15 protein-coding genes are annotated in these 17,344 nt (G+C 36.2%); 1 reads left to right on the top strand and 14 read right to left on the bottom strand.

From position 1 onward, the window contains the following. Positions 1-32: 32 nt before the first annotated feature. From spoIIE to DS745_RS10890, 8 genes are all read right to left on the bottom strand, one after another. Positions 33-2,492 (bottom strand): stage II sporulation protein E, encoded by a 2,460-nt coding sequence (gene spoIIE, locus DS745_RS10925; protein WP_129078305.1) that lies wholly within the window; start codon positions 2,490-2,492, stop codon positions 33-35. Positions 2,493-2,882: 390 nt separating this feature from the next. Then, the gene (locus DS745_RS10920) at positions 2,883-3,359 is read right to left on the bottom strand and encodes a S1 domain-containing RNA-binding protein (RefSeq protein WP_129078295.1); all 477 of its coding nucleotides are present in this window, start codon (positions 3,357-3,359) and stop codon (positions 2,883-2,885) included. A gap of 70 nt (positions 3,360-3,429) precedes the next feature. Further along, positions 3,430-3,810 carry an FtsB family cell division protein gene (locus DS745_RS10915; protein WP_129078294.1) on the bottom strand — a complete coding sequence of 127 codons (381 nt, stop codon included), beginning with the start codon at positions 3,808-3,810 and terminating at the stop codon, positions 3,430-3,432. A 22-nt stretch (positions 3,811-3,832) separates the two neighbouring features. Then, complete coding sequence (gene yabQ, locus DS745_RS10910) at positions 3,833-4,414, bottom strand: spore cortex biosynthesis protein YabQ (RefSeq protein WP_129078293.1); 582 nt, start codon at positions 4,412-4,414, stop codon at positions 3,833-3,835. Further along, on the bottom strand, positions 4,411-4,719 hold the full coding sequence (gene yabP / locus DS745_RS10905; RefSeq protein WP_129078292.1) for a sporulation protein YabP: 309 nt from the start codon (positions 4,717-4,719) through the stop codon (positions 4,411-4,413). The genes yabQ and yabP overlap by 4 nt, the downstream gene beginning before the upstream one ends. A 185-nt stretch (positions 4,720-4,904) precedes the next feature. Then, positions 4,905-5,180, bottom strand: coding sequence for an RNA-binding S4 domain-containing protein (locus DS745_RS10900; RefSeq protein WP_129078291.1), 276 nt, complete (start codon positions 5,178-5,180; stop codon positions 4,905-4,907). Between the two features lie 116 nt (positions 5,181-5,296). Further along, positions 5,297-6,757, bottom strand: a complete 1,461-nt coding sequence (gene yabN, locus DS745_RS10895; RefSeq protein ID WP_129078290.1) for a bifunctional methyltransferase/pyrophosphohydrolase YabN — start codon at positions 6,755-6,757, stop codon at positions 5,297-5,299. A 73-nt stretch (positions 6,758-6,830) separates the two neighbouring features. Beyond that, on the bottom strand, positions 6,831-8,411 hold the full coding sequence (locus DS745_RS10890; RefSeq protein WP_161568234.1) for a putative polysaccharide biosynthesis protein: 1,581 nt from the start codon (positions 8,409-8,411) through the stop codon (positions 6,831-6,833). A 122-nt stretch (positions 8,412-8,533) separates the two neighbouring features. On the opposite strand from DS745_RS10890, the gene DS745_RS10885 reads away from it, so the two are divergent. Next, entirely contained in the window at positions 8,534-9,529 is a 996-nt protein-coding gene (locus DS745_RS10885) for an NAD-dependent epimerase/dehydratase family protein (RefSeq protein ID WP_129078288.1), read from the top strand. Between the two features lie 233 nt (positions 9,530-9,762). Here DS745_RS10885 and spoVT read toward each other — a convergent pair whose 3' ends face one another. The 6 genes from spoVT to DS745_RS10855 form a co-directional block, all read right to left on the bottom strand. Next, positions 9,763-10,302, bottom strand: a complete 540-nt coding sequence (gene spoVT, locus DS745_RS10880) for a stage V sporulation protein T (protein ID WP_129078287.1) — start codon at positions 10,300-10,302, stop codon at positions 9,763-9,765. 259 nt (positions 10,303-10,561) lie between these two features. Next, positions 10,562-14,089: a transcription-repair coupling factor gene (gene mfd / locus DS745_RS10875; RefSeq protein WP_129078286.1), complete on the bottom strand. Its 3,528-nt coding sequence runs from the start codon at positions 14,087-14,089 to the stop codon at positions 10,562-10,564. Between the two features lie 190 nt (positions 14,090-14,279). Next, positions 14,280-14,510 carry an anti-sigma-F factor Fin gene (locus DS745_RS10870; protein ID WP_129078285.1) on the bottom strand — a complete coding sequence of 77 codons (231 nt, stop codon included), beginning with the start codon at positions 14,508-14,510 and terminating at the stop codon, positions 14,280-14,282. Between the two features lie 121 nt (positions 14,511-14,631). Continuing rightward, positions 14,632-15,189, bottom strand: a complete 558-nt coding sequence (gene pth / locus DS745_RS10865; protein ID WP_129078284.1) for an aminoacyl-tRNA hydrolase — start codon at positions 15,187-15,189, stop codon at positions 14,632-14,634. 465 nt (positions 15,190-15,654) lie between these two features. Then, on the bottom strand, positions 15,655-16,287 hold the full coding sequence (locus DS745_RS10860; RefSeq protein ID WP_129078283.1) for a 50S ribosomal protein L25/general stress protein Ctc: 633 nt from the start codon (positions 16,285-16,287) through the stop codon (positions 15,655-15,657). Between the two features lie 99 nt (positions 16,288-16,386). Next, positions 16,387-17,337, bottom strand: a complete 951-nt coding sequence (locus DS745_RS10855) for a ribose-phosphate diphosphokinase (RefSeq protein WP_129078282.1) — start codon at positions 17,335-17,337, stop codon at positions 16,387-16,389. Positions 17,338-17,344 lie beyond the last annotated feature (7 nt).

Below are 17,344 nucleotides of genomic sequence, written 5' to 3'. Positions count from 1 at the left end.
TCACAATTCATAATTCATAATTGACAATTGGTCTACTGCGCTTTCTTTCTCTTGAGTGAGCTTGTTTGGTACATTGGTATTGTCGCCCATTTTGGTAAATTTCTTTTTACTTGGGCAACAACGACTGTCATATCATCTTCTATTCGGTTATCACCGGTGCGAATGACTTGTTCAATGATAATATCAGCTACCGCTTGTGGTTCGGTTGCCTCAATCTCTTTGATAATACGCCTCATCCATACTTCACTATTCTCAACATGCTTAGGACCATCAAAAATACCATCGCTCATCATAATTAATAAATCTCCTGCTTTTAGTTGATCGCTAACTACATCAACATCAAATTCATTGATAATCCCCATTGGAAGATTACTAGCTTCAATCATAAATACCTTTTCTCCCCTTTTGATAAAACTTGGGGTTGAACCGATTTTTAGAAACTTCGCAGAAGCATCTTGTAAATCAATCATCGCTAAGTCTAATGTTGAAAAAATTTCGTCTGTAGATCTTAAAGAAAGAACAGAGTTAATCGATTTAATCGCTACTGTTTCTTCAATACCTGATTGAAGTATATTTTGTAATAGTTGAAGAGTTTCATTGCTTTCTAAATGAGCTCTTTCACCATTTCCCATTCCATCACTAATAGCAACGGCATATTTTCCCGAACCAATTTCCATTGTTGAATAACTATCGCCTGATATCCAGGCTCCACCTTTTGCCACTGTTGCAATACCGGTCTCAATAACGTATTGCTTGGCTGATCCAAACGATACATTTGTTTGACCGTTAGCATACATGCTTTTCTCTATCTTTTTTACGACAATTTGTTCTTCAAGGATATGGGAAAGCATTGGCGCAATTACTTTTTCACATTCACCATGTTCATTCGTAGGAACGCTAATTTCTATATCAACATTACCCTCGTCAAGTTGAAAGATTTCCACATGACCAATATCGACGCCTGCGTCATGTAATGCATCTAAGATTTGTTCTTCTTGCATTTGTAAGTTTTCACGTTCTTTTTGAATTTCTTTTGCAAAGTCACCCATAACCTTTGATACGCCTAGAAGTTGGTCAGCAACTAGTCGCCTGCTTTCAAGAAGTTGTCGTTTTAACTTTTTCCCAGCGTGATATTGATTTAATTCTTGCTGAATGACGTGAACAACTTGTTCGCCCTTTAGGCAATATCTTGACCAGTCTGCTTTTAAACGTTTATTTATGGTTCCCTCGTCTTCACAGCTAACCATTATGTCTTGCATGTAGTTATATGTTTTATCAAAGTTCTTCGTCCAACACTGTTGTTTTCTAAAGCACATTTGACATGTTTTCTCAGTGACATTACTTAAGAAGTAATCTACTTCTCTTTCTGGATCTTCAATCTCAGCTGGTAGGTTTACATTTGAGAAACTATTCGACAACGTTTGGAATAAGGTAGAGAATTGTTCTACCTTACCTGCTGTTACATCGCGGAATTTACGCAGATATTGTTGTTGTTCTTTCCAATACTCTGTTGTCCCAGGTATATACTTGGCAAGTTTCATAATTAAACTCCGTGGCGTAACCATAAATATAGTAATTGCTACTAAGGATTCCATTACTGTCGCAGTTATTGCTCCACTACCTTCTCCGTATAAACCAATTAGAAGTGTCCCTACAAGTAAACCTATTCCTACTCCTACCTTTTTTCCATCTTTCAACAGTCCACCAAGTAGCCCTGAAAATGCTAATAGACTCATTTGATAAAGACTCGCTACGCTAGCTAAACTTAAGATTAGCCCTGTGACAACTCCAACTGTTGAACCAATTGCTGCTCCACCAACAAACGCGAAGATTAAGACTAGGTATCTAGCTAGTACGTTTTCTGCTGCCATCCCATAAGCTAGCCAACCAATAGTACCTGTCATTATTGAGGCTAGTAAGATAATTAAGCATACAATTTCTTCATTCTTTAATGAGTGCTTCCTTTTTCGTTCAGTAACGATTGGAACACTTTGTAGAAAGATCATTGTTAAAATAAAGCTAAGTCCACCTTCTACAACTGTTACTAGCCAGTCGTAATTTGTAATAGTTCCAGTAAAGATGTATGTCAAAATTATTTTTGTTGAAACTACTGAACTAAAAACGAGATACGGTAATAATCTTATCTTGTTTTCATATAATTTATTAAATAGCCGGTATAAAACTAGAAATCCTAAAATAGAGATAAAACTATAAGCGCCGTTAATAGGGATAACCGTAATAGCACCAGCAATTAAAGCTAGCATTGCAATTGGAGCCTTCTCTCTCTTAACAAGAAAAACCGTTGCAAAAAAAGGTAATACAAAAGGGAGCATTTCTGATAGGATCATCGCCCGACCGAGTAAAAAACCGATAATAAAAATTAGAAATCCCCATTTATAAAGAACAAGCGAAGCTATATTACCTAACCGATCAAAAAGACTTTCTCTATGGTTATCTGCTTCTAGTTGATCAGATAACACCAAACCCCTCATTGGTTCGACCACTTTCAATACTTTTCGAAACACTTTGTCCACCACCCGTATTTTTTTTGGTGTTTCTATTATAAGCAGATACTTCTTTCAATTTTTGTCAAAACAACAGAGCATGTCTAAAAAAGTGTTCGACTTCTTTCTAGTAACCTTGTCAAAATAACAGTAATTGCTAGAATATTATTTTCATTTCATGTAAAACTGTCTCGAAATACTACTAAATTAAGGCGAATAATGAGGACAAATAGTGGTTTTAAATTTGGATGACGCTACCATGATAGAAAAGAAGTCATTTAAAAACCTCTCATAAACAAAAATAAACACCCTTCAAATATTGAAGGGTGTGAAATTTATATGGTTAAGAATCAATTAATCCGTCAATTTGCAGCAAGTTTAGCCTCGTCTTGCGCCTCGACCTCCGCGTTTTGATTCAGTACTTCGCTTTAAAGTAGTTAATCGTTCTTCACTATCCTTTAAAAAGCGATTCATTTTATCCTCAAAAGAAAGGGATGGGCGAGCTTGATTATTATTTCTATTACCGCTATTACGAGAACCAAATTGTTTATTTGCTGGTCTTTCTTGATCACGATCACGTGGCGGACGTTTTTGTGGTCTTGGTTGCTCTTCCGGCGGACGTTCTTTAGCCTTTCGGATTGAAAGACCAATTTTACCGTCTTTTTCTACGGCAATTACCTTAACCTCAACTTCATCACCAACTTTAAGAAACTCGTTGATGTCTTTAACATAATTATCCGCTACCTCACTAATGTGAACAAGACCAGTATTACCACCTGGCAGCTCAATGAATGCTCCAAAATGGGTGATGCCGGTTACCTTCCCTTGTAACTTGCTGCCTACTTCGATTGACATGAAAAAAATGCTCCTCCTTAAAAACATAATTATAATACTATTTAATTATACATGAAGCAAAAAACAAGTGTCAATCTGAAGAAGATGAAGTAACTTTGAAGATGATCTCTCCAGGTCTAGACAGAAAATAATCTCTCCTAGCAATCTCTGAGATATATTCTAAATTATTTAAGTTTATAATCTCATCATTGAGATCTCTCTCTAAAATTTGTAAGCGTGCTAGCTCATTTTCAAGAATTTGTTTCTTTTCTAGTTTTTCATTAAGAACGCTATTTTGCGAATGGAGGGTTATTGCAGTAAATGCAATTGAAAGTATAACAAATAGACCTAAAGCACTCAGACGTCTAGCGAGTCCTTTTTTGCTTTTTGACCTTTGTTCCATCTGCGTTTCATGCTGTTCAATGTAATGAGAGTTTAGTTCTCTTACTTTTCTTGGTTGTGCGCTTCTCATACTCCTCACCCTTTTAAGATCTTTATTTTGATAACCATCGCTTTATATAGTTCTTCAACTTTTTCAAAAACCCTAGTTTATTTATTAATTTTCTGAATTTTTCTTTCGGCAAAAGACGCCAAATTCCTCTTCCCACCCATTTAAACGGTGTAAAGATTATCTTCAAAAGGAAAAAAATAACTGTAATTAAAAAGCCTATAATCATCATACACAGCTTGTATAGAAACTTCAATATCTCTTTCGTTGGATTTATGATTAATATAAATAAAGTTGCCTTTAGAAATTTATAAGTTTTAATTATTCCCTGAATCACTGCTTCCAACACTTTCATGTAAACACGATATAATAGAGCTCGATAGCATGAATAACCACACAATAAAGCTAGTAAGATATAAAAACGCATTTCTCCTTCATTAATTTGCAATAAAACATAAAAAACAAACAGGCCTTGGAGTATCCAGAATAAACTATCATTTATTACGGTAATCCACTTGTTCCAATGGCGACCTCGAATTAATCGGCTATAGGTGTCAATCGCCATTCCTAGCCATCCACCCATAGCCACCATTGCTAGCATTGTTTGTAATTGTACGGTTAGGCTCACTTGAACAACTTCCCAAAGAAGCCTTTAGATTTGTCGTTTTGTTGCTGATCTAAATAAACGAGGTCAAAAATTTTTCCTTCAATAGACACAATACCTTGGTCAACATCTAAGTTTTTCATATGGAGGTTGCTACCTCTGATTGCCAAGAAGCCAAGCTCTGTTTCTAATAAGAATTCCTCATTATCAAAGCTTTCTACTTGTTTTACCCCCGTGATATCTAAATGCTTTCTGCCACGCATGGTAATGTTATGTTCCTTGACCTTTCTATCTCTTCCCATCGGGGTACCATATTCATAATGTTCCATTTAAAAATTCCTCCTCAATCCTCTTTTACACTATTTTTATGTACAAGGACTTAAGAATAGAACAAGCCTTTTGGAATTGTGAATTGTCAATTTTGCATTATGAATTTTAGGAGCTATTAAGAATTATAAAGTTAGGTATTCTGAAAAAAATAAGGAGCGACGTCTTCTGTCGGCTCCTTGTACATTTAGAATAAATTCTCTTCTGTATTTAATTTTTCTTCTCCAACAATTGTATACATATTAGCTGCTTCATCTTTTTTTGAAGTTTCTTTAATATCGTCAATTCGTACAGTAACTATTTTTTGCCCAAAGCGAACCTTTAATTCGTCACCTACTTTTACTGTGGAACTTGCCTTTGCCACTTGGTCATTTATCGTAATACGCCCTTGGTCAGATACTTCTTTAGCCAATGTACGTCGTTTAATTAAGCGTGATACTTTTAAAAATTTATCTAATCTCATGTTTAAACCCCTTTCTTTAATGTAAAGTGTAGAATGTAGAATTATTATTAATTTCAATTACTTCATTTTACACTCTAAATTTCTCACTCTACATTTTTCATTTTAAATTTTTCATTCTACATTCTTTTCGCTTCTTCCCAAATTGCATCTAAATAGGCTAGATCTACATCTTCAAACGAGAGACTTCTTTCATGTAATGTTTGTTCAATGTATAAAAATCGTTGATAGAACTTTTCGTTTGTAGATTGAAGTGCTAATTCTGGATCAATCTCATAAAAACGTGCTAAGTTTACAAATGCAAATAATACATCACCAAATTCTTTAAAAGCTTTTTCTGTGTTGTTTTGTTTAAGTTCATTCATAAATTCAGCAATCTCTTCTTGGACCTTCATCCAGATGGGAGCTACTTCTTGCCAGTCAAAGCCAACTTTTGCGGCTTTCTTCTGTAACTTTGCAGCACGATACAATGCAGGCATGCTTTTCGGGACTCCAGCTAGTAGTGAAATAACTTCTTGTCCGCTCTCTTGTTTTTCCTGTTTCTTTATTTCATCCCACTGTTGAATTACTTCGTCTTCGTTATTTAATTTTCCTGCTTCAAATACATGTGGATGTCTGCGAATCATTTTTTCTGTTATGGCAGCTACAACATCATCAACAGTAAACATCCCTTCATCCTCGCCAATTTGAGCGTGCAGCATGACTTGCAGAAGGACATCTCCCAATTCCTCCGCTAAATGGTCATCATCCTCTTCATCAATCGCATCAAGAACTTCGTAGGCTTCCTCTAACAAGTACTTTTTTAATGAGACGTGTGTTTGTTTTTGGTCCCATGGACAACCATTTGGACCACGGAGTGTAGCTATCACTTCTCTTAGTTTTCCAAAATCTCGATAAAGCAAATTTTCTTCTTTTACCGGCGGCACATAAACTGCTGTTAAATTGTTCAAGGTTGTCACACGATCTAATTCGTAAAGCGGCACCGATAACAATTGCTCATGTTGACTACCTGCTGCGGTTACTACAGTTATTTCATAGTCATCTGGTAAGAGTTCCATTAAGGTGAGTTTTACTTCACTTGCAATAAATGCATCATAGACTTGGCAAATGATCATATGATGCCTTATTTGTAATTCGACTTTTTGCAGTGCTGTTCCATCGACGATCTGACAACCCTCTATTGGATCAATTTGTACCGCTTGAAATAGATTATCTAAGAAGCTTTGTCCGCCCTTAATTTCAACTGCCACGTTTACAGTAGGTGCCTGCTCTAATAATAGTTGCACAGTACTCTCTGCAACAAACGGATGTCCTGGCACCGCATAAACAATATCATTCTCTTTGGCTAAGTTAAGTAACTGATTTGTTATTTCTTGATAGACATCACTAAATTGCTCGTTATTTTCATAGATACTATCAAATGAGTGATAAGTAAATCCTTCTTTTTCTAGCTCCCTTACAACAGGATGTTCTTTTGTTCGTAGGTAGACATTTTCACTTTTTATTAACTTTTGATAAATTCCTAACGGCATCTGTTGAAGATCACCAGCACCTAAACCTAAGACTACGATTTTTGCCATTGTTTTTACTCCTTTTTCTGTTTTAAGCCTTACTCTTCCGATTTCCTCTATACTACTCTATAGGCCTTATACTTTATTTTCTAAGCTGCAATCTAGCTGCAAGCTTTTGTATTTTAGGAATATGCTCTAGTTCTTCTTCTGTAAAGAGCCTTGTAACAATAACTAAGAAAAGAAAAGTCACTGCTCCGACAGTCATACTGCTTACAGCAACAGCTGCATAACCTAATCGATGAGCATAATCTTCTGAAAAAATTAGATAAGTGCCTTCTTTCCAGATATATGTTAAAGCTCCCATTGCAACTAAAGAAGTAATGATTTTCATTGTCCTACTAGGTGAAACTTTAGCAAGTACATCTTCTCTTCTTAGTTTATAGTAATTTAGCCAAGCGCATACAGCACAAGCAACAACTGTAGCGATCGCTGCACCAAGAGTACCGTGACTTGGTATAAGGAAAAAATTTAGAAATCCTTTTACTATAATACCTACCATTACATGGATAACAGTTACATAAACCAAATTTAAGCCATGTAAGATTGCTGAAGTCGTCAAGAAAATTGACGTAAACAATATTGCTAGACCCATAACAGCAAGGACGATCGAGTCACTGTCATCTTTGAAAAGCATCGCATTGGTTGGCTCAATAATAACAGCTAGTCCCACCGCTGCAGCTGCCCCAATTAGGAAGCTAACCCTAAATGCAAGACTACTGTATTTCTTGATAAGGTCCTTTCTTCCTTCTATACTAACTTTTGCAATAAGTGGTACCACCACTAAAGAGAACGATGTTGTAATGACTGTTCCCATTTGAATGAGCGGTTGACCACGGTCGAACACCCCTTTTGCAACTTTAGCTAACTCCATTTCCACACCGTTTTCAACTAACACTCTTAACACTGTTATTGAATCAATAAACTGAAAAACAATTAAGATAAGACTACTAAAGCAAATCAGTATTCCTTGTAATACAATTTTAGTTATTACTTTCATTGAAAGGTTAGTACTTTTCTTCTGTATGGGTGTTTGTTTTTGCCTAACATAAAAAATAAACAAAACTACTGAACCTATAATACCACCAAAAATTGATCCTAATGCAGCACCCGTTCCAGCAGCGTAAGGTCCATAACCGTTCGCAATGAAAACATAGGTTAATAATAAAATCACACATACTCGAGAAAACTGCTCTGTTACCTGTGATATAGCTGTTGGTAGCATATCCTCTTGTCCTTGAAAAAAGCCCCTTAAGACAGATAATAACGGAATAATGATAAAGATAAATGATACTGTCTGTAAAGGTAATAGTAGCTGTTCATCGCCCATGATCCCTGCTAGCCGAGATGCTTGGCTATAAACGAGAATAAATGCTGTTATGCTTATAATTGATAAACCTACAAACGCATTTTTTAAGACAACTGAGCGGTCGTATACCCTTTCTGATAGTAATTTTGAAATTATTACCGGAAAGCCATAGGTAGATAACATGATGGCAACACCATAGATGGGGTATATTTGCTGATATACGTAAAAGCCAATATCGCCGGCAATATTTTGATATGGAATTCGATAAATTGCACTCAAGACTTTAATAAATATGGCTGCTAGTGACAAATAAACTGCCCCTTGCCATAATTTCTTTCCTTTTAAGATAAACTTCAACCCCCTAAGCGATGAAACTACATGCAATTATATCACAGAGTCGAAAACTATCTTTACTACAGATAGGAATATTATGTATTTTCACGAATTATATTGAAGGAGATGAAAAAGGAGGTTTTCAGATGAATATATTAGTTATTGGCGGTACGAGGTTTATTGGTATTCATATTGTTGATGAATTGCTTAGAAAAAAACACAAAGTAACGCTTTTTAATAGAGGAAAAACAAATGCTGACTATTTTCCTACTGTTGAAAGAATAGTTGGTAACCGTGATGATGATTTATCTATGCTAACTAACAATCACTGGGACGCTGTTATTGATACGTGTGGCTATGTACCAAGGATTGTTCAAAAATCTGCGACCACTCTTGCTCCAGTAAGTGACATGTATGTTTTTGTTTCATCGATTAGTGTTTACCGTGACTTTTCACAGTTAAATATAGATGAACAAGCGGAAGTTACAGTCTTAGAAAATAGCAACACTGAAGAAGTAACAGGTGAAACATATGGTCCATTAAAGGCTTTATGTGAACAAGAAGTTGAAAAGGCATTTCCAGGTAGAGCTTTGATTGTACGTCCTGGCCTTATCGTTGGACCTTACGATTCTACAGATCGATTTACATATTGGCCAATGCGTGTTGCACGTGGTGGAGAAGTTCTTGCGCCAGGTAGCAAAAACGCCCCAGTTCAATTTATTGATGCTCGCGATTTAGCTGCTTATATCGTTTCAGGAATAGAGCAAAAAGTAACAGGTATCTATAACGTCACTGGTCCTAAAGAAACGTTAACTTTTGAGGGTTTTCTATCTACTTGTAGATCTGTATTAAACGATGACGTGTCCTTTACTTGGGTAGATGATCAATTCTTAGCAAAAAATGAAGTTGGACACTGGATTGAAATGCCTCTCTATATTCCAGAAGCCATGAGCGGAATGCTTGCAGCGAATATTGACAAGGCCCTCAGTACAGGACTTTCATTTACATCTCTTGAAAAAACAATACAGGATACTTATCAATGGGATGTAGAGCGGAATATACCTGTTTCTGACCGAAAAGCTGGGTTGGCAGCAGAAAAAGAAGCGGTTGTATTAAATGCTTACCTAGAACATAAAAAATAAAAGGCTCTTTTCGTGTAAAAATTGTGGCTTTTCTATCCTAAAATTATCGGAAAAATACCCTAGATGAAGATATCAGCCAATAAATTATGTAAGAAAAGAGCATTACTTACTAAATCAGTGGTGAATTCTTAGTCATTTGTGTAAAAATCCGGTTTTTGGGATTTTTACGAAAGCAACAAACTTTGCGAAAACAGCCAAATAAAAAGAAGGGAATATCCCTTCTTTTTTCATGGCTACTGCTCCATTTGTCGCGCTAAAAATCCAGCAGCAGTCTCTGATAATTTTTGTTCCACGTCACCCATGGATTTGTCATTTTTCGAAAGCATAACTACTGCTCCAATTGGGTCACCATTTGCCACTATTGGGGCTACAACATATGCAGTAACATCTTCGGTTGAGTCACCCACGATATTATATTCACCTTTACTTGTTTGCACCATTGACTGTCGCTCATTCATAGAAGCTTCAACAATTTCACCAATGCTCTTATTTGCATAATCTTTCTTCGATCCACCCGCTACCGCTATGTATGTATCGCGATCAGCGATAAGAACAATATGGTTCAAGCTTTCGTAGAGTGCTTCGGCATATTCTTTTGCAAAATCACCTAACTCAGAAATCGGAGAATATTTCTTAAGAATTACTTCTCCATCCCGATCGACAAAAATTTCTAAAGGATCGCCCTCGCGAATTCGAAGCGTTCGGCGGATTTCTTTTGGTATTACCACACGACCTAAATCATCAATTCGACGTACTATTCCTGTAGCTTTCATTTGTGATGATGCCTCTCTTTCTTTGTTGTAGTTACTAGTTGTTAAGGAATCAATTTCTTTAGCGTAGAACTAAGAAATCAATACTTAATTCTTGGTCTTATTATCCTTCTTTAGGAAAGAACTATTCACCAATTCGACAATTTATTGAACAATTGGAAAACTGGCACTTACCATTTTTATGATGGTCCGCTTAGTTTTTCTAATTTAAAGAACATTATTCAACAACCGGTAAATATCTACAATTTAAGCGAGGTGATCATCAAATATCCTCTTTTTTTACAGTCCATAGCTTGGATAGAATTTCCTCAACTACCTGTAAATACTTGATAGGCTCTAGCTTTTTTGTCTTAATATTTATTTTGATTTTTGTCCCAACTGTTCCGATCGCAATGTCTCGACTCATTTTACTAATTAATTCAAACAGTTTCATACCATCAATTCGTTGGCTCTCTTCTTCTGACAAAAGAATAGAACATTGCTGATTGTCATCAGTAATTGTTTCTATACGTTCTTCTCGAGCAAGTAATTTAATTTCTGATATTTTGAACAGATAATTGACTTCTTGTGGATAGTCACCAAAACGATCAATCATTTCACCTTGCAAGTCTTCTATATCCTCTTTCGTTTCTACTGATTTAAATCTTTTATACATATCAATTTTTTGCTTCGAGTCAACAATATACGATTCAGGAATATAGGCATCTACATTTAAGTCGATTTCAACTTGATGACGATTAACCTTTTCACCTTTATCTCCTTTACGTTCCTCAATAGCTTCTTTCAACATCTGTGAATATAAATCAAAACCTACTGAAGCAATAAACCCATGCTGTTGTGCTCCTAATAAGTTTCCAGCTCCACGTATTGATAAATCTCGCATAGCAATTTTAAAACCAGAACCCAACTCTGTAAACTCTTTAATTGCTTGAAGACGTTTTTCAGCAACCTCTGTTAAAACTTTATCTTTTTGATAGGTAAAGTACGAGTAAGCTACCCGGTTAGAACGACCCACCCGACCTCTTAACTGATAAAGCTGAGACAAGCCCATCTTGTCAGCATTATAAACGATCAGGGTATTTACATTTGGAATATCTACACCAGTTTCAATAATTGTTGTAGTCACCAATACATCACTGTTTCCTTCTAAGAAATCTATGATAACTGATTCAAGCTCTGTCTCATTCATTTTTCCATGCGCAAAAGAAACTTTCGCGTCTGGCACTAGCATTGAGATTTTATCCGCCATTTGAGCAATTTCCTCAACCCGGTTGTACAAGAAATACACTTGTCCGCCTCTACTTAGTTCTCTTTCAATAGCTTCTCGAACAAGAGATTCATTGTATTCAACTACGTACGTTTGAACTGGGAAACGATTTTCAGGTGGCGTTTCGATTACAGATAAATCACGAACACCTAGCATTGACATATGTAACGTTCTTGGGATTGGTGTAGCTGTTAACGTTAACACATCAACATTTGCTTTTAATTGCTTGATCTTCTCTTTATGAGTAACCCCAAAACGCTGTTCCTCATCAATAATTAATAGACCTAAGTCTTTATAAACAACATCTTTTGATAGTAGTCGATGGGTACCAACAACGATGTCAACTGAACCCGCCTTTACACCTTTTAATGTCTCATTCTGCTCTTTTCTAGTACGGAAGCGGCTAAGTAAGCCGATATTAATCGGATGATCTGAAAAGCGCTCTCGTATGGTTTCATAGTGTTGTTGCGCTAAGATTGTCGTCGGAACTAAAAATGCTACTTGCTTTCCATCCATAATAGCCTTGAATGCAGCACGAATAGCAACTTCAGTTTTTCCATAACCAACATCACCACAAAGCAAACGATCCATTGGTCTTTCTCTTTCCATATCTTCTTTAATTTCTTGGATACAGCGTAATTGATCTTCAGTTTCTTCGTATGGAAACGAAGACTCGAATTCACGTTGTTCAATACTATCAGAAGAAAATGCATAGCCCTTACTAGCTTCTCGTTCTGCGTAGAGCTTAATTAGGTCATCTGCGATATCTTCAACGGAAGACTGAACTTTTTTCTTGACCTTTTTCCAGTCGCTTCCACCTAGTGCATAAATTTTTGGCTCTTTATCTTCTTGGCCAACGTATTTCTGAACTTGATCTATCTGTTCAACTGGAACATATAACTTATCATTACCTGCATAAGTAATGTGTAGGTAATCTTTATGGATCCCGTTAATTTCTAGTGTTTTAATTCCTAGATACTTTCCGATCCCATGATTTACGTGTACTACTAGATCGCCAACTTTTAATTCAGAATAATTCTTAATACGTTCGGCATTTGAAAGTTTCTGTTTACGTTTGGGCTTCTTCGTTTGTTTCGTAAATATTTCCTCTTCAGTAATTACAATGAGCTTTTGTAAGGGCAACTCAAATCCACCTGTTAATTGTCCGACAAAGATCTGACAAGATCCATTAACAAGTTCCGTTGCAGTTTCTACCACATTAGCAGCAATCTTATAATCTTCTAATATTGACTCAATTCGTTTGGCCCGCTCTTTCTCTGCAGTAGTGATGACAATTTTGTAGTTTCCTTTAAACCAACGCTCCACTTCACTTTTTAATAGGTTAAGCTGTCCATGAAAGTTTTGCATTGATTTACAGTTGAAATTAACAATATTCTTCGGACTAGTGTGTGGTACGTGTCTTAGAAAAAGGGATAAATAGACAATAGGTTTTTTTGTATCTTCAATAATTTCGTTTAAATGTTTCGACAACTTTAAATCTGAGATGATTGCTCCTTGACTAAGTAATGCTACTTGCCATTCTGCCTCTTCTCTATCAAGGCTTACCCCCATTTCCTGGACACGGCTCACCTCGTCAATGAAAATAACACCGTTCTGGGGTAAGTAGTCCAGTAATGTTGTTACATTCTCGTAGTAAAGTGACATATATTTATACATGCCTTCAAAGGAGTGTTTACCTCTTAAAAGCTCAATTTCATACGATATTTGCTCTACCATCGACTCTTTTGCTTTTCCATCTTTTAGCTTTGCTATACTACTAGATAAGCCCGCTTTCAGTCTTTGGGAACCTCTCTCAAAGTGCTCATCATATAAAATTACTTCTTGCGCCGGTCCGATACTAATTTCATTTACTTGTTTTTGAGATCTTTGTGTGTCCACGTCAAAAAATCGGATCGAATCTATCTCTGTATCAAACAGCTCAATCCTTAAAGGCATTTCTTCAGTTAGAGGATAGATATCAATAATTCCACCACGTAAGCTAAAATCACCAGGCGTAGACACCATTTCTGTTCTCTGGAAACCTGCTTGCACTAACTTTTTTAGTGTTTCTTCTATACTGATGTCTTCACCCACTCTAAGTTTCACCTGACAATGTTGCCAAATTTCTTTAGGTGGTAATAATCTACGTAAACCAGCAATGGGAGTAATAATTATCCCCGTCTTAGACTGGCTTAAATAATTTAATACTTCAATACGTTGCCCTCTCATTTCAGGACTAGCAACTGCTATTTCAGAGGAAATCAGTTCATTTACTGGGTACAAATAAACGAATTCTTCTCCAATTAAACTTACAAGATCATCATAGAGTTTTTGGGCTTGAAATAGATTATTTGTAACTACTATCTGAGATCTCTTTGTTTGCTCAAAGACAGATGCTAATAATAACGTTCTTGCTGAGCCCGTTAAACCAGAGACCATTTGTTCACTTAATTGGGCTTCTACTCCATCCAATACCGCTCTTACATCATCATCTTCTAAAAAAAATCGCTTTAATCCTAACAATGCTTTTGTTCCCCCTTTTTAAAGCCAAATCTCTACTATAACAAAGTAGCTTTTATTCTATTGATGAGGTTCCATCACCGGTCCTCCTACTTACAACCTAGAAGCGGAAAAATGCTTTGGTGTGAGACCAAAGCTAGAAAATTTCCGTACAAAACTATTATGACCTTTGAAAACCTAGTTTTAAACAGTCTTATTGAATAAATGTTTGGTTTTCATGGTATTGCGGGTTTCTATCAAGAGCTTCGTGACAGTCCTCGCAAATTGTGTTCACATGCATATTTCCATTGTCATCGTATTGAATCATCTCAGTTCTTTCACTTTGATCAAGTTGATGAAAGCCTAATTTTTCACTATCTAATCTTTTTTCTTCTAACTTCCCAACATTAACACCACAATGGCGACACCAATAGTGGATAGCCATACGAATTCCTCCCTACGATAGCCAATCTTATAAGCATACTTTTTCTACTATTTGAAAGTAGAAATGTCTTATTATAGTATGAGCGTACATATAGGGAACTATGCATCAACTTGTTTCTAGCTTAATTAAAAGTGTTCATTACCTTTAAGAAATCTTGGCTTAACCAACTCTCACATGCCTTAACAGCTTGAGTAACCGCTTCCTCGACTTCTTGCCTTTCATCTGCTCGAAAACCACCAAGGACGTAATTGGCAACTGCAACACCTGACTCTGGCCTTCCTACACCTATTCTTATTCTCTTAAAGTTCTCGGTACCAAGGTGGGCTAATAATGATTTTATTCCATTATGACCACCATGACCACCTTTTTGCCTTAAACGAATTTTCCCCGGTGGGATATCTAGATCGTCATAGATCACGACAACATCATCAATACTAATTTTATAAAAATCCATTACAGGGCGAACAGATTCTCCTGATAAATTCATGTAGGTAAGGGGCTTTAATAAGAAAACCTTCTCACCATTAATTGTCTCAAACCCAAACACACCCTTAAACTTTTCCTGCTTTAATGGGATATTGAATGTTTTTGATAGTTCATCTATCACTCGAAAACCAATATTATGCCTGGTATCCTCATATTTAGCGCCAGGATTACCAAGTCCTACAATTAATTTCACAATGACTTCCTCACTTTCTATATATGCCAGTCATATCGCTCTTTAACCATTTCGCTATGAAATTTAAAAATCCTTCAACTTTATATTAGGCTGTTTTCGCAAAGTTTGTTGCTTTCGTAAAAATCCCCAAAGCCGGATTTTTACACAGAATACTAAGAATTCACAACTAATTTAGTATGCATTGCTCTTTTCTTACATAATTTATTGGCTGATATCTTCATCTAGGGTATTTTTCCGATTATTTCAGGATAAAAATGCAACAGTTTTTTTTGTGCGACGAGTAACCGCAGGAGCAAAGGTTTTTTGTGCGACGAGTAACCGCAGGAGCAATGTTTACGAAAAGAGCCTTATATTATGTCTAACATTCCTAAGGATTTCCCTTCCCTATTTTAAAAAGGTATAACCATACGGCTATACCTTTAAAAAGATAATTTATTGTTTTACATTACAACTACTATCTGCTTGCTATTCTTCCTTAGCGGTATTTTCCATCTCAGCTTGTACTTCTTCTTTATCTGCTTTTTCTTGTTGCTCGTCAGGCTCGTTGCTAAGCGCTGGGGCTAAGATTGACATAATTCCTTCTTCGGGCTCATTGTTAATTTGGTAGTTACCAGACACCTTAATATCTCTAACTTGTAGAGAGTCACCAATCATCATCTCGCTAATATCAATCTCAATAGCCTCTGGGATTTCTGCTGGTAGGGATCGAACAGAAATTTCATATAAAGTCTGTTGGATAATTCCGCCATCCTTTACTCCGAGTGCTTCTCCTACTAAATGAAGTGGTACATTTGCATCCATTTCACTTTTCATGTCGACCTTATAAAAATCAACATGAATGAATTCTCCCTTTAATTTACCTCTTTGGATATCATGGGTGATTACTTCATAGCTTTCACCTTCTGTAGTTAAAGCAATAATCCCGTTTTTCCCCGCTTCTTTAAGTGTTTTCAGAAATTCTATTTCGTTAATAGATACGGTTTTATTTGGGATATCTTTTCCATAAACTACAGCCGGAACATTCCCTTGATTTCGAAGCTTTCTTAAGGTTGAACCTTTTAAATCATCACGACTAGTCGCTTTTAACATTGTAGCCATATTCTTCACCTCATATTTTTCATTCTCTATATGGTCTACCCAATAAAAGGTCTTTTTAACCAATATTCATGAAAAATTTGGTTTCCTATGCTACTGCTCTTAGTCAAAAAGCTGACTTACAGATCGTTCTTCATGAACGTGAATAATTGCTTTTGCTAATAATGGTGCTACTGATAAAGGAACAATTTTAGGAATTAACTTCTCTTCACTTAACTGAATCGAATTAGTGATTACTAATTCTTTTATTTTCGAGTTATCAATTCTTTCAATTGCCGGGCCAGATAGAACAGCATGTGTACAACATGCGTATACCTCTTTGGCTCCTCTTTCTACTAACGCATTAGCTGCTAATGTAATTGTTCCAGCAGTGTCGATAATATCGTCAATAATAATACAAGTTTTTCCTTCTACATTACCGACAATATTCATTACTTCTGCTACGTTTGGTTTCGGACGACGTTTATCAATAATAGCTATTGGAGCTTTAAGTCGATCCGCCATCTTTCTAGCTCTTACTACGCCACCATGGTCAGGAGACACAATCACTAGGTCATCCATTTGTTTTTGTTCAAAGTATTCAGCAAGTAGAGGAACACCAACTAGTTGGTCAACTGGTATATCGAAGAACCCTTGGATTTGTGTTGCGTGTAAATCTAACGAAATGACACGTGTTGCTCCTGCAGTTTCAAGTAAGTTTGCTACTAATTTTGCAGTAATCGGTTCACGAGCTCTTGCTTTACGGTCTTGACGAGCATAACCGTAGTATGGGAGAACAACGTTAATAGTTTTTGCTGATGCACGTTTTAATGCGTCAATCATAATTAAAAGCTCCATAATATGTTCATTCGCTGGAGCCGATGTAGATTGGATCACGAATGTATCACATCCACGAATACTCTCTTCAATATTAATTTGGACTTCTCCATCACTAAATCTAGAGACACTACTCTTTGAAATCTCAATTCCGATTTTTTCAGCAATTTCTTCAGCAAGCTTTCGATTAGAGTTTAACGTTAATACCTTTAAACTTGGATCACCATATTTTACCATTGTTGGA

This window comes from Anaerobacillus alkaliphilus, from assembly GCF_004116265.1.
Classification (GTDB): domain Bacteria; phylum Bacillota; class Bacilli; order Bacillales; family Anaerobacillaceae; genus Anaerobacillus; species Anaerobacillus alkaliphilus.
Note: the sequence above shows the minus strand (reverse complement) of the source record. Positions and strands in the feature narration are given on the sequence as shown.